Origin of the sequence: Sphingomonas sp. (genome assembly GCF_042095875.1) — a bacterium.
Classification (GTDB): Bacteria; Pseudomonadota; Alphaproteobacteria; order Sphingomonadales; family Sphingomonadaceae; genus Sphingomonas.
In genome coordinates, this window is sequence record NZ_JBELMJ010000033.1 from 16,041 (window position 1) to 39,329 (window position 23,289).

At 68.6% G+C, this 23,289-nt stretch carries 23 protein-coding genes and 2 tRNA genes; 13 read left to right on the top strand and 12 right to left on the bottom strand.

Annotation, left to right across the window (positions count from 1 at the left end; genetic code table 11):
- Positions 1–387: 387 nt before the first annotated feature.
- The 3 genes from ACFDS6_RS11900 to gap are packed head-to-tail and all read right to left on the bottom strand — an operon-like array spanning position 388 to position 3,090.
- On the bottom strand, positions 388–1,578 hold the full coding sequence (locus ACFDS6_RS11900; RefSeq protein ID WP_375272383.1) for a phosphoglycerate kinase: 1,191 nt from the start codon (positions 1,576–1,578) through the stop codon (positions 388–390).
- Entirely contained in the window at positions 1,503–2,033 is a 531-nt protein-coding gene (locus ACFDS6_RS11905) for an MOSC domain-containing protein (protein WP_375272384.1), read from the bottom strand. The genes ACFDS6_RS11900 and ACFDS6_RS11905 overlap by 76 nt, the downstream gene beginning before the upstream one ends.
- Before the next feature lie 55 nt (positions 2,034–2,088).
- Positions 2,089–3,090: a type I glyceraldehyde-3-phosphate dehydrogenase gene (gene gap, locus ACFDS6_RS11910; RefSeq protein WP_375272385.1), complete on the bottom strand. Its 1,002-nt coding sequence runs from the start codon at positions 3,088–3,090 to the stop codon at positions 2,089–2,091.
- Positions 3,091–3,260: 170 nt separating this feature from the next.
- Between gap and ACFDS6_RS11915 the strand changes: the two genes are divergently transcribed.
- The 4 genes from ACFDS6_RS11915 (at position 3,261) to ACFDS6_RS11930 (ending at position 4,704) form a co-directional block, all read left to right on the top strand.
- A complete protein-coding gene (locus tag ACFDS6_RS11915; protein ID WP_019516637.1) occupies positions 3,261–3,437 on the top strand; it encodes a hypothetical protein in 177 nt (58 codons plus the stop codon).
- Positions 3,437–3,742, top strand: coding sequence for a cell division protein ZapA (locus tag ACFDS6_RS11920; RefSeq protein ID WP_375272386.1), 306 nt, complete (start codon positions 3,437–3,439; stop codon positions 3,740–3,742). Before ACFDS6_RS11915 ends, ACFDS6_RS11920 begins: the two co-directional genes overlap by 1 nt.
- Before the next feature lie 213 nt (positions 3,743–3,955).
- Positions 3,956–4,498, top strand: coding sequence for a 5-formyltetrahydrofolate cyclo-ligase (locus ACFDS6_RS11925; protein ID WP_375272388.1), 543 nt, complete (start codon positions 3,956–3,958; stop codon positions 4,496–4,498).
- On the top strand, positions 4,495–4,704 hold the full coding sequence (locus tag ACFDS6_RS11930) for a DUF2842 domain-containing protein (RefSeq protein WP_375272389.1): 210 nt from the start codon (positions 4,495–4,497) through the stop codon (positions 4,702–4,704). The genes ACFDS6_RS11925 and ACFDS6_RS11930 overlap by 4 nt, the downstream gene beginning before the upstream one ends.
- A 44-nt stretch (positions 4,705–4,748) precedes the next feature.
- Here the strand turns inward: ACFDS6_RS11930 and ACFDS6_RS11935 are convergent.
- The 4 genes from ACFDS6_RS11935 to ACFDS6_RS11950 form a co-directional block, all read right to left on the bottom strand.
- Positions 4,749–4,825: transfer RNA gene (locus tag ACFDS6_RS11935), tRNA-Asp, on the bottom strand.
- A gap of 57 nt (positions 4,826–4,882) precedes the next feature.
- Positions 4,883–6,133 (bottom strand): AI-2E family transporter, encoded by a 1,251-nt coding sequence (locus ACFDS6_RS11940; protein WP_375272390.1) that lies wholly within the window; start codon positions 6,131–6,133, stop codon positions 4,883–4,885.
- 58 nt (positions 6,134–6,191) lie between these two features.
- Positions 6,192–6,929 (bottom strand): Crp/Fnr family transcriptional regulator, encoded by a 738-nt coding sequence (locus tag ACFDS6_RS11945; protein WP_375272391.1) that lies wholly within the window; start codon positions 6,927–6,929, stop codon positions 6,192–6,194.
- Between the two features lie 34 nt (positions 6,930–6,963).
- Positions 6,964–8,682, bottom strand: a complete 1,719-nt coding sequence (locus ACFDS6_RS11950) for a class I adenylate-forming enzyme family protein (RefSeq protein WP_375272392.1) — start codon at positions 8,680–8,682, stop codon at positions 6,964–6,966.
- Between the two features lie 159 nt (positions 8,683–8,841).
- Here ACFDS6_RS11950 and ACFDS6_RS11955 point away from each other — a divergent pair, with 159 nt between their 5' ends.
- From ACFDS6_RS11955 to ACFDS6_RS11980, 6 genes are all read left to right on the top strand, one after another.
- Complete coding sequence (locus tag ACFDS6_RS11955) at positions 8,842–10,065, top strand: serine hydrolase domain-containing protein (protein ID WP_375272393.1); 1,224 nt, start codon at positions 8,842–8,844, stop codon at positions 10,063–10,065.
- Between the two features lie 59 nt (positions 10,066–10,124).
- On the top strand, positions 10,125–12,149 hold the full coding sequence (locus ACFDS6_RS11960) for a 3-hydroxyacyl-CoA dehydrogenase NAD-binding domain-containing protein (protein ID WP_375272395.1): 2,025 nt from the start codon (positions 10,125–10,127) through the stop codon (positions 12,147–12,149).
- A 154-nt stretch (positions 12,150–12,303) separates the two neighbouring features.
- On the top strand, positions 12,304–13,626 hold the full coding sequence (locus ACFDS6_RS11965) for an amidase family protein (protein ID WP_375272396.1): 1,323 nt from the start codon (positions 12,304–12,306) through the stop codon (positions 13,624–13,626).
- Entirely contained in the window at positions 13,623–14,807 is a 1,185-nt protein-coding gene (locus ACFDS6_RS11970) for an acyl-CoA dehydrogenase family protein (protein ID WP_375272397.1), read from the top strand. The genes ACFDS6_RS11965 and ACFDS6_RS11970 overlap by 4 nt, the downstream gene beginning before the upstream one ends.
- 133 nt (positions 14,808–14,940) lie before the next feature.
- Entirely contained in the window at positions 14,941–16,068 is a 1,128-nt protein-coding gene (locus ACFDS6_RS11975; RefSeq protein ID WP_375272398.1) for an acyl-CoA dehydrogenase family protein, read from the top strand.
- A gap of 145 nt (positions 16,069–16,213) precedes the next feature.
- Entirely contained in the window at positions 16,214–17,116 is a 903-nt protein-coding gene (locus ACFDS6_RS11980) for an acyl-CoA thioesterase (RefSeq protein WP_375272400.1), read from the top strand.
- Between the two features lie 3 nt (positions 17,117–17,119).
- On the opposite strand, the gene ACFDS6_RS11985 is transcribed toward ACFDS6_RS11980, so the two are convergent.
- From ACFDS6_RS11985 to folE, 3 genes are read right to left on the bottom strand one after another with little or no spacing between them, the layout of a single operon-like run.
- Positions 17,120–17,473, bottom strand: coding sequence for a dihydroneopterin aldolase (locus tag ACFDS6_RS11985; protein WP_375272401.1), 354 nt, complete (start codon positions 17,471–17,473; stop codon positions 17,120–17,122).
- Positions 17,466–18,194 carry an SDR family oxidoreductase gene (locus ACFDS6_RS11990; RefSeq protein WP_375272402.1) on the bottom strand — a complete coding sequence of 243 codons (729 nt, stop codon included), beginning with the start codon at positions 18,192–18,194 and terminating at the stop codon, positions 17,466–17,468. The genes ACFDS6_RS11985 and ACFDS6_RS11990 overlap by 8 nt, the downstream gene beginning before the upstream one ends.
- Positions 18,195–18,202: 8 nt before the next feature.
- A complete protein-coding gene (gene folE, locus ACFDS6_RS11995) occupies positions 18,203–18,829 on the bottom strand; it encodes a GTP cyclohydrolase I FolE (protein WP_375272410.1) in 627 nt (208 codons plus the stop codon).
- Between the two features lie 206 nt (positions 18,830–19,035).
- Between folE and ACFDS6_RS12000 the strand changes: the two genes are divergently transcribed.
- From ACFDS6_RS12000 to ACFDS6_RS12010, 3 genes are all read left to right on the top strand, one after another.
- Entirely contained in the window at positions 19,036–22,044 is a 3,009-nt protein-coding gene (locus ACFDS6_RS12000) for a TonB-dependent receptor (protein ID WP_375272403.1), read from the top strand.
- Positions 22,045–22,147: 103 nt separating this feature from the next.
- Entirely contained in the window at positions 22,148–22,354 is a 207-nt protein-coding gene (locus ACFDS6_RS12005) for a DUF2945 domain-containing protein (protein WP_375272404.1), read from the top strand.
- A 118-nt stretch (positions 22,355–22,472) separates the two neighbouring features.
- Positions 22,473–22,549: transfer RNA gene (locus ACFDS6_RS12010), tRNA-Arg, on the top strand.
- 39 nt (positions 22,550–22,588) lie between these two features.
- On the opposite strand, the gene ACFDS6_RS12015 is transcribed toward ACFDS6_RS12010, so the two are convergent.
- Both ACFDS6_RS12015 and ACFDS6_RS12020 read right to left on the bottom strand, forming a co-directional pair.
- On the bottom strand, positions 22,589–22,969 hold the full coding sequence (locus ACFDS6_RS12015; protein ID WP_375272405.1) for a hypothetical protein: 381 nt from the start codon (positions 22,967–22,969) through the stop codon (positions 22,589–22,591).
- 75 nt (positions 22,970–23,044) lie between these two features.
- On the bottom strand, positions 23,045–23,289 hold a 245-nt coding region (locus ACFDS6_RS12020; protein WP_375272406.1), incomplete at its 5' end, for an ATP-binding cassette domain-containing protein.

Sequence of the window (23,289 nt, forward strand, 5' to 3'; positions counted from 1 at the left end):
CCAGCAAGCCCGCGCTCCTTTGTTGAACGTGTTAAACGTCGCTACGCCTGTGCGACCGCCGACGCAAGCCGGAGCGACGCAAATGCCGTCGCCTGCTGCGCTTCACGCGGCGTGTGCGGTTCAGATGGCAGCGGTGATGTGCCGAGCGGGCGGCGGTCACGATGGCGCGGAAGGTGAGGCTAAGGTGAGCCCAACGCGTGTCCGAGCCGGCTGGCGGAGCGCCCGCGGCAGATCGGAAGGTGAGGCTAAGGTGAGGCAAATACGCAGTGCGGCGAGGGCAGCACGCGAGCGGCGGAGATCGAACAGTTCAAGGAGCGCACGCCCAATATCAGACGTGCGCTCCTGTAGGACAGGCTGACTGAACAGCCAGCGGATCGGGCGGGCGGATTAGCGCGCGAGCGCGGCGACGCCGGGCAGTTCGCGCCCTTCCATCCACTCGAGGAACGCGCCGCCCGCGGTCGAGACGAAGCTGAAGTCGCCCGCGACCCCGGCCTGGTTGAGCGCGGCAACGGTGTCGCCGCCGCCCGCGACCGAGACGAGGCCGCCTTCCTTGGTCAGCGCGGCGGCGGTGCGCGCGAGCGCCACGGTGGCGGCGTCGAACGGCGGAGTCTCGAACGCGCCGAGCGGTCCGTTCCACACGAGCGTGCGGCAGTTCTTGAGCACGTCGCCGAGCGATTCGGCCGCGGCGGGGCCGATGTCGAGGATCATCTCGTCGGCGGCGACCTCGTGGACGTTGACGGTGCGCGTGTCCGGGTTCGCCTTGAACTCGCGCGCGACTACCACGTCGTACGGCAGATGGACGGTGCAGCCGGCGCGGTCGGCGGCGTCGAGGATCTCCTCCGCCGTGCCGGTCAGATCGTGCTCGCACAGGCTGCGGCCGACGTTCACGCCGCGCGCGTCGAGGAAGGTGTTTGCCATGCCGCCGCCGATGATGAGGTAATCGACGCGCGCGACCAGGTGCTTGAGCACGTCGAGTTTGGTCGACACCTTGGCGCCGCCGACCACCGCCGCGACCGGGTGCTCGGGATTGCCGAGCGCCTTCTCCAGCGCGTCGAGCTCCGCCTCCATCTGTCGTCCGGCATAGGCCGGCAGGCGGCGCGCTAACCCCTCGGTCGAGGCGTGGGCGCGGTGCGCGGCGGAGAACGCGTCGTTGACGTAGAGATCGCCGAGCGAGGCAAAGCGGTCAACGACTTGGGCGTCGTTCTTCTCTTCGCCCGCGAAGAAACGCGTATTCTCCAGCACGCCGACGTCGCCCGGCTGCATCGTCGCGATCGCGGCCTCGGCACCCTCCCAGTCGATGTAGCGCACCGCGCGGCCCAGCACCGCCTCGTACGGCTTGACGATCTGCGCCAACGACATGTCGGGCGACGGCACGCCCTTGGGCCGGCCGAAATGCGCCAGGATCAGCACGATCGCGCCCTTATCGGACAGTTCGGCGATCGTCGGAACGGTGGCGCGCAGTCTGGTGTCGTCGCTGACCTGGCCGTCGTGGAGCGGTACGTTCAGATCCTCGCGAACGAGGACGCGGCGGCCGCGGACGTCGCTGAGGTCGTCGAGCGTTCGAAAGGACTTGTCCATGTTTCCTCGATCCTGATCCTGTCACCGACGGCGATCACGCCGCCTTGTCTCACCATCGCGCACGCGCCGCCGCGCCAATCGGGCAGCAGCGCCGCCTTCAGTCCCGGCGCCAGTGCCTCCATCCGCTCGCACGGGTCGGTCTCGCGCGTGATCTCCAGCACCACGTCGGCACCGATCCTGAGCAAGGTGCCGGGCACCTGCGGCAGATCGAACTGGTCGATCAGCAGGTTGGAGCGCCGCTCCTCCCAGCCGATACTCTCGCCGATCTCGGCCAGCGCAGCGGCCCAGTCGCCGCGCTCGATCAGCGTCATCTGCCGCTTGTAGGGCTGGCGCTTCATCGCGCCGCGATAGTCACCGTGGATCCCCTCCTCGCACGTCACGACCGCCCGGTCGATCAGCTCCATCGGCGCCTTGGGGAAAGCGTGGCGCGCGATGCCGAGGAGGATGCCCATCATCTGTCCGTGTAGCGATGCGCCGCCGCGAGCCGGTCGCGACGGCGCGAGGTAAGGCTCAGCCGAAGTTCGCCATCGCGGTGGCGGTGTCGACCATGCGGTTGGAGAAGCCCCATTCGTTGTCGTACCAGCTGACGACGCGCACCAGCTTGCCGTCGATCACGGCGGTCTCCAGGCTGTCGACGGTCGACGAGTAAGGCGTGTGGACGATGTCGATCGAGACGAGCGGCTCGTCGGAGAAGTGGAGCACGCCCTTCATCGGACCCTCGGCCGCGGCCTTGAGCAGCTCGTTGACCTCGTCGCGCGTGGTGTCGCGCGACGGGGTGAAGGTCAGGTCCACCAGGCTGCCGTCGGGCACGGGCACGCGCACGGCCGAACCATCGAGCTTGCCCTTGAGCTCCGGCAGGACCTCGCCCACCGCGCGCGCCGCGCCCGTGGTGGTCGGGATCATGCTCATCGCGGCGGCGCGCGCGCGGCGCAGGTCGGGGTGGATCTGGTCGAGGATTTTCTGGTCGTTGGTATAGGCGTGGATCGTGGTCATCAGCCCGCGCTCGATCCCGATCGCGTCGTTCAGCACCTTGGCGACCGGCGCCAGGCAGTTGGTGGTGCACGAGGCGTTGGACACGATCGTGTGGCCGGCCTCCAGCTTGTCGTCGTTGACGCCGAAGACGACGGTGATGTCGACGCCCTTGGCGGGTGCGGAGATCAGCACCTTCTTCGCGCCCGCGTCGATGTGCTTCTGCGCGCTGGCGCGGTCGGTGAAGAAGCCGGTGCATTCAAGCACGATGTCGACGCCCAGTTCCTTGTGCGGCAGGTTGGCGGGGTCACGCTCGGCGGTCACGCGGATGCGCTTGCCGTCGATGACGAGGTCGTTCCCCTCCGCCTCGACCGTGCCGTTGAAGCGGCCGTGGACGCTGTCGCGGCTGAACAGCCAGGCGTTCGACTTGGCATCGGCAAGGTCGTTGATGGTGACGAGTTCGAGGTCGCTGTTCCGCTCGATCAGCGCGCGCGCCACCAGGCGGCCGATGCGCCCGAAACCGTTGATCGCTACCTTGGTCATCGCTTGCTCCTCACCCGCCTGTTCGCAGTTGCAGCGGCCTTTGCCGGGCAAGCGGGGGGCGCGTCAACCGCGTCGGGCGCTTTCGCCGCGCGGTTCGCCCCGGCCGCGCGGGCGGGCGCGCGAATCCAGTGTCTTGCCGGGTGACGGGCGTCTGCCTATCCGTTCGATCCATGGACCACCCCGCCCTCGCCCGCATCGAACAGGCAATCGAACGAATCGAGGCGGCGATCGCGCGCCGCCGCGTCGCCGCGGAGGCGGTGGCGGAGCGCCACGCCGCGCTGAAGTCGCGCATGGCGGAGGCGGTCGCCGCGCTCGACGCGGTGATGGCGCGCGAGGGGGCGGAATAATGGCGATGGTGACGCTCAAGATCGGCGACCTCTCCTACGAGGTCGCGTGCCGCGACGGCGGCGAGGCGCGGCTGATGCAGGCGGGCGCGCTGATCGACGAGCGGTGGCAGAGCGCGCGGCGCGCGGCGGGCTCGGGCGGGGTGCAGCGCACGTTCCTGCTGACCGCGCTGATGCTCGCCGACGCGCTGATCGAGGCGCGCGAGGCGCCCCCGCCCGAGACGCCGGCCGATGTCGCGCTGGGCCGCATCGCCGAGCGGCTGGAAACACTCGCCGCGGCCCTTGAGGACGAGGCAGCGAAGCCCTAAATGAGCGGTGGCGGGTTCTGCCCGGTACGAGCCAGACTTATCCCTGAGGCTATTCATCATCCAAAGGGGGTTGTCCCTGCCCGGATCCTGGTCCGACGTACATGATCCCCACCTGACGTACCGTGCGTCAGTGGATACACCGGCAAACGACCACGGCGGTCCCGCCACCCGCCCTGCCCATTCGCCGACCTGCCCAGCCGAGGGGCGAACCGCGTGACCGACAAGAAGCAGATGCGCGTCGCGATGCGCCGGGCGCGCGATGCCTTCGTTGCGGCGGCGCCGCACACCATCGCGATACCGGACGCGCTCGCCGCGATGCTGCGGCCCGAGATGGTGGTCGCCGCCTACGTCCCGATCGGCAGCGAGGCCGATCCTGCGCCGCTGGTCGCCGCCGCACGCGCGGCGGGGTGCCGGATCGCGCTGCCCCACGTGGTCGACCGCGCGACGCCGCTCGTGTTCGTGGCGTGGGACGAGGACGGTGCGCTGGTTGACGGGCCGTTCGGCCTGCGCCAGCCCGTGCCCGGCGCGGCGCGTCTCGCCCCCGATCTGGTGCTGACCCCGCTGGTCGCCTTCGACCGCGCGCTCAACCGCGTCGGACAGGGCGCGGGGCATTACGACCGCGCCTTCGCCGAGCACCCGCGCGCGACCCGCGTCGGCGTCGCGTGGAGCGTGCAGGAGGTAGCGGCGATCGAGCCCGACGCGTGGGACGCCCCGCTCCACGCCATCGTCACCGAACAGGAATGGATCACGCGATGACGCCCGATTGGCGCAAACCCGTTGGCATGCTGGCGATCCTGGGGCTGATCGCGATCTGGTCGATCGTCATCATGTCGCTCTCCGGTGTGGTCGGCCAGTGGCACTGGACGCTCCAGTTCGCCTTCTACCTGGTCGCCGGGATCGTCTGGATCACGCCGCTCAAGCCGCTGCTGCGCTGGATGGAGACGGGTCGCTGGCGCGCGTGAGCGGCGGCTGAGCGGGACCGATGATGCTGGGGATACGCCGGGGGTGGCGCGAGTGACGGGGCTCGAACCCGCGACCTCCGGCGTGACAGGCCGGCGCTCTAACCAACTGAGCTACACCCGCTTGGAAAGCGTGAGGCGCGGCTGCTATGCGGCGCAGCCCCGTGTGTCAAGGCGGGCGTCAACCTGATCGCGGGTCGTCGCCGAAATTTCTCGCGCTCCCGTCACGCGCGCGTACCAGCGTGCCGTGCTCGAACAGGAAACCGGTGATGTCGGGCCGCCCCGCCGCGCCGATCACCGTCTGCACGATGATCAGGATCGGCACCGCGAGCAGCGCGCCCGCCGTGCCCCATACCCAGCCCCAAAAGCTGATCGAAATGAGGATCAGCACCGGGTTGATCGTCAACCGGTGCCCGACCACCAGCGGCGTCACGACGTTCGCCTCGATCAGGTGCGCGCCGTACATGATCGCGGGCGCGGTCATTGCGGTCCAGATGTCGCTGAAGGTCATCAGGCCGCCCACCGCGAGCAGCAGCGCGGCGATCACCGGCCCGAAATAGGGGATGTAGTTCAGCAGCACGACGATGCCGCCCCACATCAGCGGGAACGGCATGCCGATCAGGTATAGTGCCGAGGCGATGATCGCGCCCAGCGCGATGTTGATCGCGGTGATCGTGCCCAGGTACGAGGACACGTCGTCGACCACGTCCTGCAACACGCGCGCGGTCGCCATCGCGCCGCCGAAGCTCGCGCGCTCGGTGATCATCCGCTGGCGCAGGCGGGTCCAGCCGGCGAGGAAGAAGTAGGCGACGAGGATGGCGTAGAACACCTGCACGATGAACGCGGGCGCGCTGGTGGCGGCGAGTTCGACGATCGAGCTGGGCGGCGACACCGCGGCGCTGGGCGACGGGCGCACCGGGGTGGAGGCGACCTGGCGCAGCGTGCGGTTCACGTACCGCTCCAGGTTCGAGTACAGGTCGAGCAGCGGCTGCAGGTTCGACTGGATGCGGTTGATCCGGGTCGGCAGCAGGCGGAAGAACTCGGTCGCGGGCACGACGATCGCGGCGATCGCGATGTTGGCGGCGATCAGGAACAGGATGACGCACAGCAGCGCCGCGATCGGCGACGGCAGGCGGCGGCGCTCGAGCCATTGCAGCAGCGGGATCAGCGCGAGCGAGACGACCAGCGCGACCGTGGTCGGCAGGAAGAATTCGGACCCGGCCTTGAGCGCGAACGGCAGCCCGATCATCAGCCCGACGCCCGCGGTGAGCGTCAGCGCGGCGAGCAATCGGTCGCGGCGCTGCGCGATCCGCGCGTCCTCGTCCGGCGGGCACGGGATGCCCAGCGCCCCGGCCGCAGATGCCGCGCCGTCGGACGTGGCTGGGTCAGGTGCCCGGGGGGCGGACTGCACGGGTTCGCTGGAATAAGCCATTACCCCGGGGCGTACCGCCATTTGCGCGGGCGGGATACCGTTGAACGGGCGGTCCGCGTCAATCCTTGGCGTCGGCCCACGGCCCGTCGTCGAGGTAGAGGAAGTCGGGGTCGAATTCCCCCACCCGCGCGAGCTTGGCGCGGTCGAAGATGCGCGCCTCGCCGCGCGCGACATCGGCGATCCCTTCCTCGCGCAGGCGGCGCAGCGTGCGGTTGACGTGGACGCTGGTCAGCCCGCACGCCTCTCCCAGATCCTGCTGCGTCAGCGGCAGCGCGAACGCGCCGTCCCGCACGCGACCGATCACGTCCATCCGCTCGACCGCCTCGGACAGGAAGTGTGCCAGCCGCCCCGCGGCGTCGAGCCGGCCGAGCCGGAAGATCCACTCTCTGTGCATCGCCGCGTCGAGCAGGGTCGAGCGCCACAGCATCCAGGCGAGCCGCGGATGGTCGCGCATCACCGCGTCGATCCGGTCGTGCGGCACCATCGCGACGCGCGATTCGACGATGGTCGCGACATCGTGGTCGAGCCGGTGGAGCGTGTAGCCGTGCATGTCGACGAAATCGCCGGGCACGTGATAGGCGAGCAGTTGCCGATAACCGTCGCGCGCGTCGAGGTAGCGGCACATCGCGCCCTCGATCAGCAGCGTGCTCTCGCGCAGGCGATCGCCGCGCCGAGTCAGCACCGATCGCGCGGGCAGCACTTCGACCCGGTCGACGATCTGTTCGAGAATGTCGAGTTCCTGCGCCGACAAGCTGCTTCGCCCGCGCCCGCGCAGGAAGTCTGCGGTTACCGCCACCAATGTGCCCCCTTCGTGTTCGAACCGCACCACCTTACGCGGCGGCGCGATCCTCGAACAGGGTCTTGAGGTCGCGTTTCAGGATCTTGCCGTTGGCGTTGCGCGGCAGCGTTTCGGGCACGAAGCGGATCGCGACGGGCACCTTGAAGGCGGCGAGCCGCGCGCGCACCCACGCCTGCAACTCCGCCTCGCTGGCTTGGCTACCCGGCGCGAGGTGGACCACCGCGGCGGGCTCCTCGCCCAGGATGCGGTGCGGCAGCCCGATCAGCGCGCAGTCGGTGACCGCCGGGTGATCGTAGAGGACGTTCTCGATCTCGGTCGAGTAGATGTTCTCGCCACCGCGGATGATCATGTCCTTGGCGCGGTCGAGGATGAAGCAGAACCCCTCCTCGTCGACGCGCGCGAGGTCGCCGGTGCGCACCCAGCCGTCGACGAAGGTCGCCGCGGTCGCCTCCGGCTTGTTCCAATAGCCCTTCACGATCATCGGTCCGCGCGCCCACAGTTCGCCGACCGCGCCGACCGGCAGCTCGGTGACGCCGTCATCGGCCATGATCTTCAGGTCGGCGACCGCGACCGGCGGCCCGCAACTCTCCGGCCGGTTGATGTAATCCTCCGCGCCGTGGGTGGTGACGGTGGCGGTCGTCTCGGTCATGCCCCAGCCGTTGGTCGGGATCGCCTTCATCTCGCCCGCGATCTTGCGCACCAGCTCGGGCGCGGAGGGCGCGCCGCCGTAGCCGACCGCCTCCAGGCTGGAGAGGTCGTATTTGTGGCGATCGGGATGCTCCAGCAGCTGCCACGCGATCGTCGGCACGCCGCCGGTCGAATTGACCTTCTCGCGCTCGATGATCTCGAACGCGCGCAGCGCCTCGAACTTGCGCATATAGATGCTGGTATGACCCGCCGCCATCGCACCCATCAGCCCGGCCGACAGCGCGGTCGCGTGGAACAGCGGGATCACGGTAAGTCCGACGCGCGGCTGCGGCGCGGGGATCGCCTCGCCGCGGCGCAGCAGCATCCGCGCGCCGGCGAAGCCCGTCGACATGATGTTGGTCATGAAGTTGCGGTGGGTGCCGAGCGCGCCCTTGGGCTTGCCGGTGGTGCCGCTGGTATAGAGGATCGTGGCGTCGTCCTCCGGCACCAGCCCCGCGTCGGGCAGCGCGCGGTTGGGCAGCGCGTGCCAGTCGTTCGGGATACCGATTGCGTCCTCCAGCCGGGTCGCGGGCTGATCGAGCGGCGCGGTCGCGCGGCTGACCAGCACGTGCGCGAGGTCGGGCACCTCAGACAGATGGGGCGCGATGCGGTCCCAGCGCTCGCCGTCGCACACCAGCAATGTCGCGCCCGAGTCGGCCAAACCGTAGGCGAGCTCGTCACCGGTCCACCAGGCGTTCAGCGGCACCGCGACCGCGCCGATCACGGTCGCGGCGAAGAAGGCGACGGGCCATTCGGGCAGGTTGCGCATCGCGATCGCAACGCGGTCACCCTTCGCGACGCCGTGCGCGCGATACACCTCGGCGAGCGCCACGATGGCGCGGAACTGCGCCTCGTAGCTGACGCGCTCGTCCTCGTAGATCGTGGCGAGTCGCTCGCCGTGAGTGCGCGACAGCGCGACCAGCGCGGCCATGTGCGGCGGCGCGTTCTTCCACACCCGCGTCGGCACCCCGCGAATGTCGACGCTCTCCATCTCGAATCGGGCGCCCGGCGCGCAGAGCGCTCGCTCTACCGCCTCCAGCGTCATCGCGGGCCAGCTCGTCATGCTCGATGGTTCAGTCGCCACGCTTGCTCTCCAACAGGTCCGATGCCGCTCGCGAGTCTTGAACATCGGGTTCGCTTGGGCGCGAGGTTAGAGTTGATTTGCGCTATGCTCAAGGCGTAGGAAGCGTGTCATCTTCGAAGCGGGGGTACGGACAAGGCCATGGCGAATGCAAACCCCGCCGATCACGGGTTCGACGCCGACCGGCTCCGCGCGATCGATGCGTTCGTGAAGGCGCGCTACCTCGACACCGGGCTGCTGCCGCACGCGCAGCTGCTCGTCGCGCGCGACGGCGAGGTGGTGCACCTGTCGTCGCAAGGGCCAGCGCGCGAGGGCGAGGATGCGGCGATCACCGACCGCTCACTGTTCCGCATCGCCTCGATGACCAAGCCGGTCACCTCGGTCGCGTTCATGATGCTGGTGGAGGAAGGCAGCGTCGCGCTCGACACGCCGGTGCACCACGTACTGCCCGAGTTTAAGAAGGTCGGCGTCTACGCGGGCGGCGGCGCGGGCGTGCCGTTCGCGACCAGGGCGACCGACGAGCCGATGCGGATGGTCGACCTGCTGCGCCACACCGCGGGGTTCACCTACGGGTTCCAGAACCGCTCCAACATCGACGCCGCGCACCGCGAGCTGAAGCTGGAAAGCTGGCACGGCGGGCACGACCTCGACGGCTTCGTCGCGGAACTGGGCAAGCTGCCGCTCGAGTTCTCACCCGGCACGCAGTGGAACTACTCGGTCGCGACCGACGTACTGGGCGCGGTGGTGCAGCGCGTGTCGGGAATGCCGCTCGACCACTTTTTCGCGGAGCGCATCTTCCGGCCGCTCGGGATGCACGACACCTTCTTCCAGGTGCCCGAGGACAAGCTCGACCGGCTGACCGACTGCTATACCTTCGTGCCCGGAAAGGGCCGGGTCATGTACGACCGCGGCGATGCGAGTGCGTGGAGCAGGATGCCGCGGCTTGTGTCGGGCGGCGGCGGGCTGGTGTCGACCGCGCGCGACTATCACCGGTTCTGCACCATGTGCCTGAACGGTGGCACGCTGGACGGCGCGCGCATCCTGGGGCGCAAGACGATCGCGCTGATGACGATCAACCACCTGCCCGGCAACGCCGACCTGTCGGTCATGTCGAAGTCGCTGTTCAGCGAGACGCAGAATGCGGGCACTGGCTTCGGGCTCGGCTTCGCGGTCACGATCGACGTCGCGCGCTCGATGATGCCGGGCAGCGTCGCCGAATTCTACTGGGGCGGGATGTTCTCCACCGCCTTCTTCATTGATCCCGTCGAGCGCCTCCACATGGTGTTCATGACCCAGTTGAGCCCGTCGAGCGTTTACCCGATCAGGCGCGAGCTGAAGACGATGATCTACGCCGCGCTGACCTGATCCCCTGCGTGCCGCGGCGACGCGGCCACTTCCCTCATCCCATCGGAGTATTTTCCTACATGACCTCGCCCACGCAGAACCCGGTCCGCACCGAACGTCACGGCGACGTGCTCGTCATCATCTCCGACTCGCCGCCGGTCAACGCGCTGGGCGCGGCGGTGCGCAACGGGCTGGAAGCCGGCGTCAAGGAAGGCGTCGCGGACTCGTCGATCACCGCGATGGTGCTGCGCTGCGACGGGCGGACCTTCTTCGCGGGCGCGGACATCACCGAATTCGGCAAGCCGATGAAGGGTGTCGGGCTGCACGAGGTCATCGACATGATGGACGCGAGCAGCAAGCCGATCGTCGCCGCGATCCACGGCACGGCGCTCGGCGGCGGGTGCGAGGTCGCACTCGCGTGCCAGTACCGCATCGCGGTGCCGTCGGCGAAGATCGGCCTGCCCGAGGTCAAGCTCGGGCTGCTGCCGGGTGCGGGCGGCACGCAGCGGCTGCCGCGCGTCGTCGGGGTCAAGGCGGCGCTGGAGATGATCGCGCTCGGCGATCCCGTGTCGGCGAAGCAGGCCGAGGAGATCGGGCTGGTCGACAAGCTGGTCGGCGAGGATACGCTGGAGGCCGACGCGATCGCCTTCGCGCGCGAGATCGCGGACAAGCGCCCGATCCCGCGCGTGCGCGACCGCGACGTGGCGCCCGATCCGGAAGCGGTCGAGGCGTTCAAGAAGGCCAACGGCCGCAAGATGCGCGGCTTCGACGCGCCCGCCGCCTGCGTCGCCTGCGTGGTGGCCGCGACCGAGAAGCCGTTCAACGAGGGGCTGCAGTTCGAGCGCGAGCAGTTCATGAAGCTGATGACGGGCACGCAGTCCGCGGCGCAGCGCCACATCTTCTTCGCCGAGCGGCAGGCCGCGAAGATCGACGGCATCGCGTCCGACGTGCAGCTGCGTCCGATCAACCGCGTCGGCGTGATCGGCGCGGGCACGATGGGCGGCGGGATCAGCATGAACTTCCTGTCGGCCGGGATCGCGGTGACGATCGTCGAGATGCAGCAGGAAGCGCTCGACCGCGGTACGGGCGTGATGCGCAAGAACTACGAGGCGTCGGCCGCCAAGGGCCGGATCAAGCCGGAAGCGCCCGAGCAGGCGATGGGCTTGCTGAAACCCACGCTCAGCCTCGACGACCTCGCCGACTGCGACCTCATCATCGAGGCGGTGTACGAGAACATGGAGGTCAAGAAGGACATCTTCGGCAAGCTCGACAAGATCGCCAAGCCCGGCGCGATCCTGGCGTCGAACACCTCCTACCTCGATATAGACGAGATCGCGGCCTCGACCAGCCGGCCTGAGGACGTGCTCGGCATGCACTTCTTCTCGCCCGCCAACGTCATGAAACTGCTGGAGATCGTGCGCGGCGAGAAGACCGCGGACGACGTGCTGGCGACCGCGATGGCGCTGGCGAAGAAGATCAGGAAGGTCGCGGTGGTCGCGGGCGTCACCTACGGCTTCATCGGCAACCGCATGCTGATGCCGCGGCAGGTCGAGGCCAACAAGCTGCTGATGGAAGGGGCTACCCCTGAGCAGATCGACCGCGTCCACGTCGAGTTCGGCATGCCGATGGGGCCGTTCCAGATGAGCGACCTGGCCGGCGTCGACATCGGCTGGCACCGCGACCCGAACCGGATCGAGAGCATCCGCGACGCGCTCGCCGCCGAAGGCCGCTGGGGGCAGAAGAAGCAGGCGGGCTATTACGACTACGACGAAAAGCGTAGTCCCACCCCCTCGCCGCGCGTCGCCGAGATCATCGAGGATTTCCGCAGCCGCTCGAACATGCCGAAGCGCGAGATCACCGATCAGGAGATCGTCGAGCGCACGCTGTACACGATGGTGAACGAGGGCGCGCTGATCCTGGAGGAAGGCAAGGCGCAGCGCGCGTCGGACGTCGATGTGGTGTGGATCTACGGCTACGGCTGGCCGGTGTACCGCGGCGGGCCGATGTTCTGGGCGCAGACCGAAGGCTACGACAAGGTCGTCGCGGGGCTGGAGAAGCATGGCTTCAAGGTCGCCGACACGCTGAAGGCCGGCACGATCAAGTGACGGTGGTCGCACCTCTTATCCTCCCCACTCGTGGGGAGGGGGACCGCCGCGCGAAGCGTGGTGGTGGAGGGGGCTGTCCGCTCGCGTTCCGCCTGCGGCGAGCCCCCTCCACCAGCCTGCGGCAGGTTCCCCTCCCCGGTCCGGGGAGGATATGATGGCCGAACGCTCCGCCCTAGCCACCGCCGCCGCGATCCGGGCAGGCGAGACCAGCGCGCTCGCCGAGACCGACGCCGCGATCGCGCGGATCGAGGCGCGTGATGGCGCGCTGAACGCGGTCGTGGTGCGCGACTTCGACCGCGCGCGCGCCGCGGCGGCGGCGATGGACGCGCGGATCGCGGACGGGTTCGACGCACCGCTCATCGGCGTGCCGATGACGATCAAGGAAAGCTACGACGTCGCCGGGCTGCCGACGACGTTCGGATTCGAGGCGCATCGCGACTTCGTGCCGCAAGCCGACGCGGTGGCGGTCAAGCGGTTGAAGGCGGCGGGGGCGATCCTGCTGGGCAAGACCAACGTGCCGCCCGCGCTGTCGGACCTGCAGTCGAACAATCCGGTCTACGGCCGCACGCTGAACGCGGTGAACCAGCATCGCAGCGCGGGCGGGTCGTCGGGCGGCTCGGCGGTCGCGCTGGCGAGCGGGATGGTGCCGCTCGAGTTCGGGTCGGACATCGGGGGGTCGATCCGCGTGCCGGCCGCGTTCAACGGCGTGTGGGGACACAAGCCGACCTGGGGCGTGCTGCCGACCGACGGCCACTTCCATCCCGGTACCGACGGCGCGCGGATCGCGCTGTCGGTGATCGGCCCGCTGGCGCGCGACGCCGACGACCTCGACGCGGCGCTGGACGTGGTGGCGGATCACCCGCTCAAGGCGTCGACGGTGCGCGACGCGCGCGGATTGCGCGTGCTGCTGCTGACGACGCACCCGCTCGCCACCGCGCAGGACGCGATCGTTGAGGCGCTGGAGACGCTCGGGACCGCGCTGGAGCGGGCGGGCGCGCGCGTCGATCGCGCGAGCGATCTGTTGCCAGACCTCGCGCGGCAGCACGACGTCTACTGGAACATGCTCAACATCGCGATGTCGCGGCGTGGCCCGCCAGACAGCCGCCCGCCCGTCTCGGTCGATAGCTGGCTGCAACTCCACGACGATCAGGCGCGCATCCAGCGGCAGTGGCGGCGATTGTTCGAGCAGTATGACGCGGTGATCGCGCCGACCGTCGGCATGACCGCGTTCCCGCACGACGACACCCCGCTCGCGGCCCGCCGGCTCGACATCGACGGCGCCGACACGCAATTCTTTCACCAGTTCGCCTGGCCGGGGCTCGCGACGCTGCCGATGCTGCCCGCCACCAGCGTGCCGATCGGGCACGACGCCGACGGCCTGCCGGTCGGGGTCCAGGTGATCGCAGACCTATACGCCGACCATCACGCCATCGCGGTCGCGCGCGTCGCGCACGACCTCGTCAGGAGCAACATATGACCGACCTAGATACGTTCCGCACAGAGACCCGCGTCTGGCTGGAGGAGAATTGCCCGCCAGAGATGCGCGAGCCGATCCGCTCGGACAAGGACACCACCTGGGGTGGTCGCGACCAGAGCGACATGACGCCGGCGCAGAAAGCGTGGATGGACGCGATGGGCGCGCGCGGCTGGACCGTGCCCGACTGGCCCAAGGAATATGGCGGCGGCGGGCTGTCAGCGGCCGAGACCAAGGTGCTGCGCGAGGAGATGGCCCGCATCCGCGCGCGCAACCCGCTCTACTCGTTCGGTATCTCGATGCTCGGGCCGGCGCTGCTGAAATACGGCACGGAGGAGCAGAAGAAGCGCTTCCTGCCCGAGATCGCGCGCGGCGAGATCCGCTGGTGCCAGGGCTATTCCGAGCCCAACGCGGGCTCCGACCTCGCCAGCCTTGCCACGTCCGCAGAGGACAAAGGCGACCATTTCCTCGTCAACGGGCAGAAGGTGTGGACCAGCTACGCCGACAAGGCCGACTGGATCTTCTGCCTGGTGCGCACGGACAAGACGACCAAGCAGGGCGGCATCAGCTTCGTGCTATTCGACATGCGCACGCCCGGTGTCTCGACCAAGCCGATCCTGCTGATCAGCGGCTACTCGCCGTTCTGCGAGACGTTCTTCGACGACGTGAAGGTGCCCAAGGAGAACCTCGTCGGCGAGCTCAACCGCGGCTGGGACGTGGCCAAGTACCTGCTCGGGCACGAGCGCGAGATGATCTCGGGCATGGGACTGGGCGCGGGCGGCAAGAACCCGCTGATCGAGGGTGCGCTGGCGACGATCGGGCTCGACCACGACGGGCGGCTCGCCGATCCGCTGCTGCGCGCGCAGATCGCGCTGTTCGAGGTGCGTGCGCGCGCCTTCACCGCGCAGAGCGAGCGCTTCATCGACGAGCTGAAGGCCGGCCGTGCGCACCCCGCGCAGCCGAGCATGATGAAATATTACGGCACCGAGCTGAACAAGAGCCGCCACGAGCTGGTGATGGCGGCGGGCGGCTCGAACGAGCTCGAGTGGGAGAGCGAGGCGAGCGGCGGCGGGCGCAACGCGCGCGCGTGGCTGCGTACCAAGGCGAACTCGATCGAGGGCGGGACCAGCGAGATCCAGCTCAACATCATCGCCAAGCGCATCCTGGAGCTGCCGGGCGCGTGATCGGAGAGCCCTCTCCCCGTCGGGAGAGGGTTCGGTGAGGGGTTGCCCCCACTCAAACACATCAAATCAGGGTCGGTGCGTGGGGCGTCCCCTCACCCCGACCCTCTCCCCTGAGGGGAGAGGGAGAAATCGAATGCCGCTTTTTCTGAACGACGAACAGACGATGCTGCGCGACACCGCGAAGGACTTCGTCGCCGAGCACGCTCCCGTCAGCCACATGCGGTCGCTGCGCGACGCCGACGACCAGACCGGGTTCAGCCGCGACCTGTGGAAGCAGTTCGCCGAAATGGGCTTTACCGGCATGCTGATCGGCGAGGATCAGGGCGGGCTCGGGCTCGGCCACGTTGAGGCGGGCGTGGTGCTGGAGGCGATCGGGCGCAACCTGTCGCCCTCCCCGTTCCTGTCGACCGCGGTCGCGGCGGTGTCGGCGCTGAAGGGCAGCGCGCAGGCCGAGCGCTGGTTCCCCGGCATCATCGCCGGCGACACGGTCGCGGCGCTCGCGATCGACGAGGGCGCGAAACACCGCCATTCGATCGGCATGAAGGCCGAGCGGTCGGGCAACGGTTTCAAGCTGACCGGCGCCAAGCAGTTCGTGACCCACGGCCACGTCGCCGACCTGCTGATCGTCGCAGCGCGCACCGCCGGCGCGGCCGAGGACGACGAGGGCGTGACGCTGTTCGCGGTGCCCAAGGACGCGGCCAACCTGTCCGCCCGCGCGGAGCGGCTGACCGACGCGAGCCTCGCCGCACGCATCGAGTTCGACGGAGTCGAGGTCGACGCCGACGCGGTGATCGGCGAGGTCGACGCGGGTCGCGATCCGCTCGGCCGGCTGCTGCGCGCGGGGCGCACCGGTGCCGCGGCCGAGATGCTCGGCGTCGGCGGCGGCGCGATGGACATGACGCTCGGTTACCTGAAGGAGCGCAAGCAGTTCGGCACGGTGATCGGCAGCTACCAGGCGCTGCAACACCGCGCGGCGCACCTCTACGCCGAGATGGAGGTCGCGCGCGCCGCGGTGCTGAAGGCGCAGCAGCTGCTCGATGCGGGCGACGACCGCGCCGACGCGGCGGTGTCGGTCGCCAAGGCGATGACCGGGATCGCGACCACCTTAGCGGTGCAGGAAGGCGTGCAGATGCACGGCGGCATCGGCATGACCGACGAATACGATATCGGCTTCTACATGAAGCGCGGGCGCGTGCTGGCCGAGATGTTCGGCGACGCCAATTTCCACGCCGACCAGATCGCGCGCGCGGCGGGTTATTGACGAGTCGCTATCCTCCCCGGCACGGGGGGGGGGACCAAGACGCGTAGCGGCTTGGTGGAGGGGGGCATGGAAGGCGGAGCGTTCGCGGCGCTCCCCCTCCACCAGCCTACGGCTGGTCCCCCTCCCCATGCTGGGGAGGATAAGAATGACCGATCAAGCCGCACCCTCCCCCGCCGCGCTCGTCGCCGACCTGGTCGACCTGCTCGACGTCGAGGAGATCGACACCGACCTGTACCGCGGGCGGCGATCGCGTGACGGTGTGGGCCGCGTGTTCGGCGGGCAGGTGATCGCGCAGGCGTTGCAGGCAGCGCAGCGTTCGACCGAGGCGCCCAAGCAGGCGCACTCGCTCCACGCCTACTTCATGCGCGCGGGCGACGAGCAGCACCCGATCATCTACCGCGTGGTGCGCGATTTTGAGGGGCGCAGCTTCGCGACGCGGCGCGTGATCGCGATGCAGCGCGGGCAGCCGATCCTGAACATGGCCGCCTCGTTCCAGGTGCCCGAAGAAGGCTTTCACCACCAGGCCGAGATGCCCGAAGTGCCCGCGCCCGAGACGCTGGAGAGCGAGGCGGCGATCCGCGCGCGAGAGAGCGTCCACGTCGACGAGCGCTTTCGCGCCAACCTGCTGCGCGCGCGCCCGATCGAGATTCGCCCGGTCTATCCGCGCAAGTGGTTCAAGCCGCAGCCGACCGAACCGGTGCAGCACAGCTGGTTCCGCGTCAGCGCGGCGATCGGCGACGACGCCGCGGTGCACCGCGCGGTGCTCGCCTACGCCAGCGACATGGCGCTGCTCGGCACGTCGATGCTGCCGCACGGCGTCAACTGGACCTCGCCGGGGTTGCAGAGCGCGAGCCTCGACCACGCTCTCTGGTTGCACGAGCCGTTCCGCGCCGACGAGTGGCTGCTCTACGCCTGCGACAGCACCTGGGCGGGGCACGCGCGCGGTTTCAACCGCGGGCAGATCTTCACCCAGGACGGGCAGCTGGTGGCGAGCGTCGCGCAGGAAGGGCTGATCCGGATGCGCGCGCCCAGGCCCAAGGCGGACTGAAGCTCAGTCGCGCGCGCGCACGATCTCGCAGCCGACGGTCGCGTCGGGGTAGATGTCGAGCTTGGTCGAGCGCACGCACACCTCGCGCACGCGCGCGTCGGCGAGACACAGCGCCGCGACCGCCTCGACCAACGTTTCCTGCAACGCGAAGCCGGCACCGGCGGCGAGCTCGTGAATACCGCTCCGCACGAAATCATAGTCGAGCACTTCGTCGATCCGGTCGGCACTGGGCGCGGCGGCGTAGCGGACGCGCATCCGCACCGACAGGCGCACGCGCTGCGGCGTCGCCTCGTGCGGGTGGATGCCCAGCCGCATCTCGACGTCGAGATCGTCGAGGATGACGGTGTAGTCAGGCATCGCGCTGCTCGAACATGACGTCGCCGTCGCGCGCGAGGAAGCGCTGTCCGCAATCGACGAACAGGTTCTGCCCCGTGACGCTGCGCGCCTCCAGAAGGTAGACGACCGCCGCCGCCACCGCCTCGGCACCGACCGGGCGTTCGAGCAGGTTGGCGCGCGCGACGCGGTCGAACTCGGCCGCGCTCTGGTCGCCGCTGGGCAGCGTCAGGCCGGGCGACACCGCGTTCACGCGGACGCGCGGCGCGAATGCCTGCGCCAGCATCGTCGTCGCACCCTCCAGTGCGTATTTGCTGAGCGTGTAGGAGAAGAAGTCGGGATTGGGATTGGCGAGTTTCTGATCGAGCAGGTTGACGACCGCGCCCTCGCCCCCCTGCGCGGCGAGTGCGGCGGTCAGCACCGCGGGCGCGACGGCGTTGATCGCGTGGAGCCGCGCAGCGAGTGCCGCGTCGATCGCGTGCGGCGCGTCATACTCGAACACCGAAGCGCTGTTGACCAGACCGTCGATCGGCCCCGCCGCGGCGGCGCGCACGAACAGGTCGGGCAGCGCGGCGGTGTCCGCCAGGTCGCCGCCGACCGTGCTGCCGCCGAGCTCGCGCGCGAGCGCTTCCGCCGCGTCGCGCGAGGTGCCGTAGTGGATCACGACGTCGTGCCCCGCGCCCGCGACCGCGCGCGCGATCGCGGCGCCGAGTCGCCTGGCGCCGCCGGTGACGAGGACGCGCATGCGACCGCTCAACCCAGCCCCATCAGCGCCAGCACTTCCTTGCGGCTGCGGTCGTCGTCGCGGAACACGCCCATCATCCGGCTGGTCACCATCGCGACGCCCGGCGTGCGGACGCCGCGCGCGGTCATGCACGCGTGGCTCGCCTCGATCACCACCGCGACGCCGTGCGGGTTCAGACCGTTCCAGATGCAATCGGCGACCTCGGCGGTCAGCCGCTCCTGAACCTGCAGCCGGCGCGCGAAGCCGTGGAGCACGCGCGCGAGCTTGGAAATGCCGACGACGTGGTTGCGCGGCAGGTAGGCGATGTGCGCGCGCCCGATGATCGGCGCCATGTGATGCTCGCAGTGCGACTGGAACGGTATGTCCTTCAGCAGCACGATCTCGTCGTAGCCGCCGACCTCCTCGAACACGCGCGACAGGTGGACGCCGGGGTCCTCGGCATAGCCGCTGCAATATTCCTTCCACGCGCGCGCGACGCGCCTGGGCGTGTCGACCAGCCCCTCGCGTGCGGGATCGTCGCCCGCCCACTCGATCAAGATGCGGATCGCGGCTGCCACGTGGTCGGGCACGGGCAGCTTGCCGTCGGATGCTACCAGGTCGCCGTCCACCGGCTCGCCGCTCTCGATCGTCGTCATCTGGGTCAAACGTCCTCCAGCGCGTCTGGTAGCAGAAAGCGCGCGCGAAATCGCACCTGTCTCTTTTCGGCCACGTTTGCGCGGCGCTTAACATTCCGCAATATTTTCGTTTGACGGGTCTGGTATTCTGTCGTCTCATCCGTACCGGTTCATCGAAACACCGCCACATCGCCATAGAGCGGGGGCGGTTCCCAGGAGGGGATGCCATGAAGAAGTTCGACCTGCTGGCCGCGTCGGCGCTCGCGCTCGTGACCTCGATTCCCGCGCACGCGCAGACCGGCGCCACCACATCGGCGGAGAATACCGCACCTACAAACGGGCCGGGACAGGAGGCACCCTCCTCTGCCCCGGCCACGGCGCAGAGCCCGACCACCCAGGGCTATGCCGGAGACATCGTGGTCACCGCGCAACGCCAGTCGCAGCGGCTGCAGGACGTGCCGATCGCGGTGACGGCGTTCACCGCCGAGAACCTGGAGCGGCAGCAGATCGTCAATCCCGTAGCGCTACAGCAGACACTGCCCAATATCACTTTCACCAAGACCAACTTCACCTCGTCGAGCTTCACCATCCGCGGCGTCGGCGACCTATGCGTCGGTACGACCTGCGACAGCGCGACCGCGATCCACGTCAACGACATGCCGCTGCTCGCCACCCGCCTGTTCGAGAGCGAGTTCTTCGACCTGGAGCGCGTCGAGGTGCTGCGTGGGCCGCAGGGCACGCTGTTCGGGCGCAACGCGACCTCGGGCGTGGTCAATTTCATCACCGCCAAGCCCGATCTGTCGGGCGTGCACGCGGCCGGCGAGTTCGAGTACGGCAATTACGATTCGAAGCGCGTGCGCGCGATGTTCAACCTGCCGTTCACCGACACGCTCGGCATCCGGGTCGCTGGTACCTACCTCAACCGCGACGGCTATACGTTTAACGAATTTACCGGCAACCGCATCGACGGGCGCGACCTCTACTCGGTGCGCGGCACGCTGTCGTGGGAGCCGAGCCCCGACACCCGCGTCGACCTGATCGCTTATTACTTCCGCGAGAAGGACGATCGCAGCCGTATCCAGAAGCAGCTCTGCAACCGCGACTCGACCGGCATCCTCGGCTGCTCGCCCGACCGGCTCGCCAACGGCACGACCAACGGCAATTCGACGCTGGCGTCGATCTTCACCAGCCGCGAGTTCCTGACCGTCTCGGGCGCGGGCGCGCTCGCCCCGTTCGCGCTCGGCAGCGTGTACCAGCCGCAGGACCAGTTCTTCGGCGTGGTCAACCCGGCCAGCGTGCGCCGCGTCCGGATCGACGCCGAGCCGACCTATTTCGCCGAGGAGCAGCAATATACCGCCAAGATCTTCCACGATTTCGGGCCGGTCAGCTTCAACTTCACCGGCGGCTACATGAAGAACACCGTCGACTCGACCACCGACTATAATCTGGCGGTCGAGAACAGCCTGGCCACCAACGTGGGGCTGAATACCCTCAACGCGGTCGGGCGGCCGGGCCTGCCCGGCGCGGTGCTGAACGGCGTGCGGCAGACGCTGATCCCCAACGGTGTCGGCAGCCTGTGCCAGTCGCTGCCGGACGCCAACAATTCGGGCGTATACGGCGGTGCCAGCGTGTGCGCGCCGACCGCGCTCGACGTCGACCGCTCATTCAACAAGGCGCGGCAGTACAGCGCCGAGGCGCACGTCGACAGCCAGTTCGACGGCATGTTCAACTTCCTGCTGGGCGGCATCTACTTCGACAGCAAGCAGAGCAACGATTACTACGTCACCGCATTCGGGCTCGATTACGCCTCGGGCCTGCTCGGCGCGGGCCAGTCGGGCGGGACGGCGTTCGCGGCCACGCCCTTCTACCGCAACAGCACGCCGCTGTTCCGGCTGAAGAGCTACGGCATCTTTGGCGAGACCTATTTCGAGTTCAGCCAGCGCGCGAAGCTGACGCTCGGCCTGCGCTACAACCACGACGACAAGTTCGTCCGCGCGCGCACCTCGCTGCTGGTCGACAATGCGGTGCCCGGCCTGCCGGTCTTGGTGCCGCTCGGCACCGCGAGCGCGTTCCCGGTGATGGACAGCGGTCGCTACGACTATGACGCGACGCGCGCGGGCATCCAGCCCTACGCCGAGGATGATGTCAGCTTCTCGCGGCTGACCGGGCGCGCGGTGTTCGACTACAAGATCACGCCCGACAATCTGCTCTACGCCTCCTACTCGCGCGGGTACAAATCGGGCGGCATCAACCCGCCGCTGTCCCCGGTGTTCTCAGTCCCCACGACCTTCGCGCCGGAGAGCGTGGATGCGTTCGAGATCGGGTCCAAGAACACTTTCGGCGGCGGTGCCTTCCGCCTCAACCTCACTGGCTTCTACTACAAGTACAAGAACCTGCAGCTGTCGCGCATCGTCGCGCGCACCTCGGTCAACGACAACGTCAACGCCGACATCTACGGCGTCGAGGCGGAAGCGGTGATCAGCCCGATCCCGCGCTTCGTCGTCAACGCCAACGCCAGCTACCTGAAGACCAAGGTCGCCGACGACCGCTTCCTGGCCAACCCGCGCGACCCGTCGGGCGGGCGGTCGGATGCGGTCATCATCAAGGACATCACCAATTCGGCGAACTGCGCGGTGGTGCCTACGGTCGCGGGCAACCGGGCGGGCGCGAACGCCTTCGTCAACACGATCAACCAGGGCATCGGCGCGTCGTTCGGCAACCCGGCGCTGCTGCGCGGCACGACCGCGGTGCCCGGCACGACCGCGAACGGCGCGTTCAGCATCTGCTCCGCGCTGACGGCTCAGGCGGCCGCGGTGGGCGCGGCGTTCGGCGGCATCCAGGTGCTCGGCTCGGGCGTGGAGACCAACGTGCGCGGCAACAAGCTGCCCAACGCGCCGACCTACAAATGGTCGATCGGTGCGCAGTACACGATCGACTTCGGCGACAGCGGCTTCACGCTCGTGCCACGCGCCGACCTGAACTACACGGGCAACGCCTACGGCACGATCTTCAACCTGCGCCCGGTCGACCGCCTGCCCGGATACGAGGTGGTCAACGCGCAGATCCAGCTGAACGCGCCCGACGACCGCTTCTACGTGCGCGGCTTCGTCTCCAACCTGACCAAGAACAACGCCTTCACCGGCCTGTACGTGACCGACCAGTCGTCGGGGCTGTACACCAACATCTTCACGATCGAGCCGCGCCGCTACGGCGTCGCCGCCGGGTTCAAGTTCTGAGCCGGTGCGGGCGGCGCGTCCCCCGCCGGGACGCGCCGCCCGCGCAACCTTTGCCGCCGCCGCCGATTGATCCCGAACTGATCTGGATCAAAGGAGAAGGCCGATGACCAAGGAACTGCACAAGGGCGACGAGGTGAAGTGGAACTCGCACGGCGGCGAGGCGCACGGCACGGTCGAGAAGAAGCAGACCAGCGACACCAAGATCAAGGGTCATCAGGTCCGCGCGTCGAAGGACGACCCGCAGTACATCGTCGAGACCGACAGTGGCGCCAAGGCAGCGCACAAGCCCGACGCGCTGAAGAAAGAGTAGGCGAGCGGATGTCGGCGGCGGCGCGCTGATCGGATCGGCGCGGGGCTGTCAGCGGCGATCATCGCGGCAGGCGTCCGATTGATTTGCCGCCGACACCGCGATAGGCAGCAGATCGCGTGCCCCCGTAGCTCAGCAGGATAGAGCGACGGTTTCCTAAACCGCAGGTCGTGAGTTCGAATCTCGCCGGGGGCACCAGCCTACCAAGGTCGGGCAGACAGTGCCCCCGACTACCTGTCAGTCGTTATTCACCTCGAAGGCTTGATGAGCGGCGATTAGCAATGGCGCTTCAACGCTCTTGAAAAGTTCAATGCACTCTTCGTAATGCTGCACAAGGTCCTTGAGTCCGTCCACCATTTCGAAAAACAAGCTTTCGTGCTCTTCCGCCATCTTGAGAATCATCTCTGTCAGCTGCGATCGGTTCTTCGTCGCCAAAGCCAAAGCAATGCGTTGTTGCACATCCATCGACTTCGCGGCTTCCTCGGCTTCCCGCATCTGCTTGCCGTCGAAGATCGGCTCGAATTCGATCAGCGGATTGTTCTCGTCGCTCGCTGCGTTCGTCATCGTATGGACTTCGTTTTCATCGGCAATGGCGCCGACGAGCGGAGAATGGATCAAGGCGCGTTCCTGCGCGCTTCCGCAATCAGGCGTACGCGGACATAGTGCTGCGCGCATAGCAGAAGCAATCACTGCTCAGGCGTTCAGTTCGACGATCCGGTCGCCGAGCCGCTCGGCCTCGTAGCGGTCGTGCGTAACCAGCAGGGTCGGCAGCGAGGTGGCGTCGCGCACCTTCGTGATCGCGCGCATCGCGTCGGCGCGGCGCGCGGCGTCGAGGGAGGCGAGCGGTTCGTCGAGCAGCAGGAAGTCGGGGCGGCTGAGCAGCGCGCGACCGATCGCGACGCGCTTGGCCTCGCCGCCCGACAGCGTGCGCGGCCAGC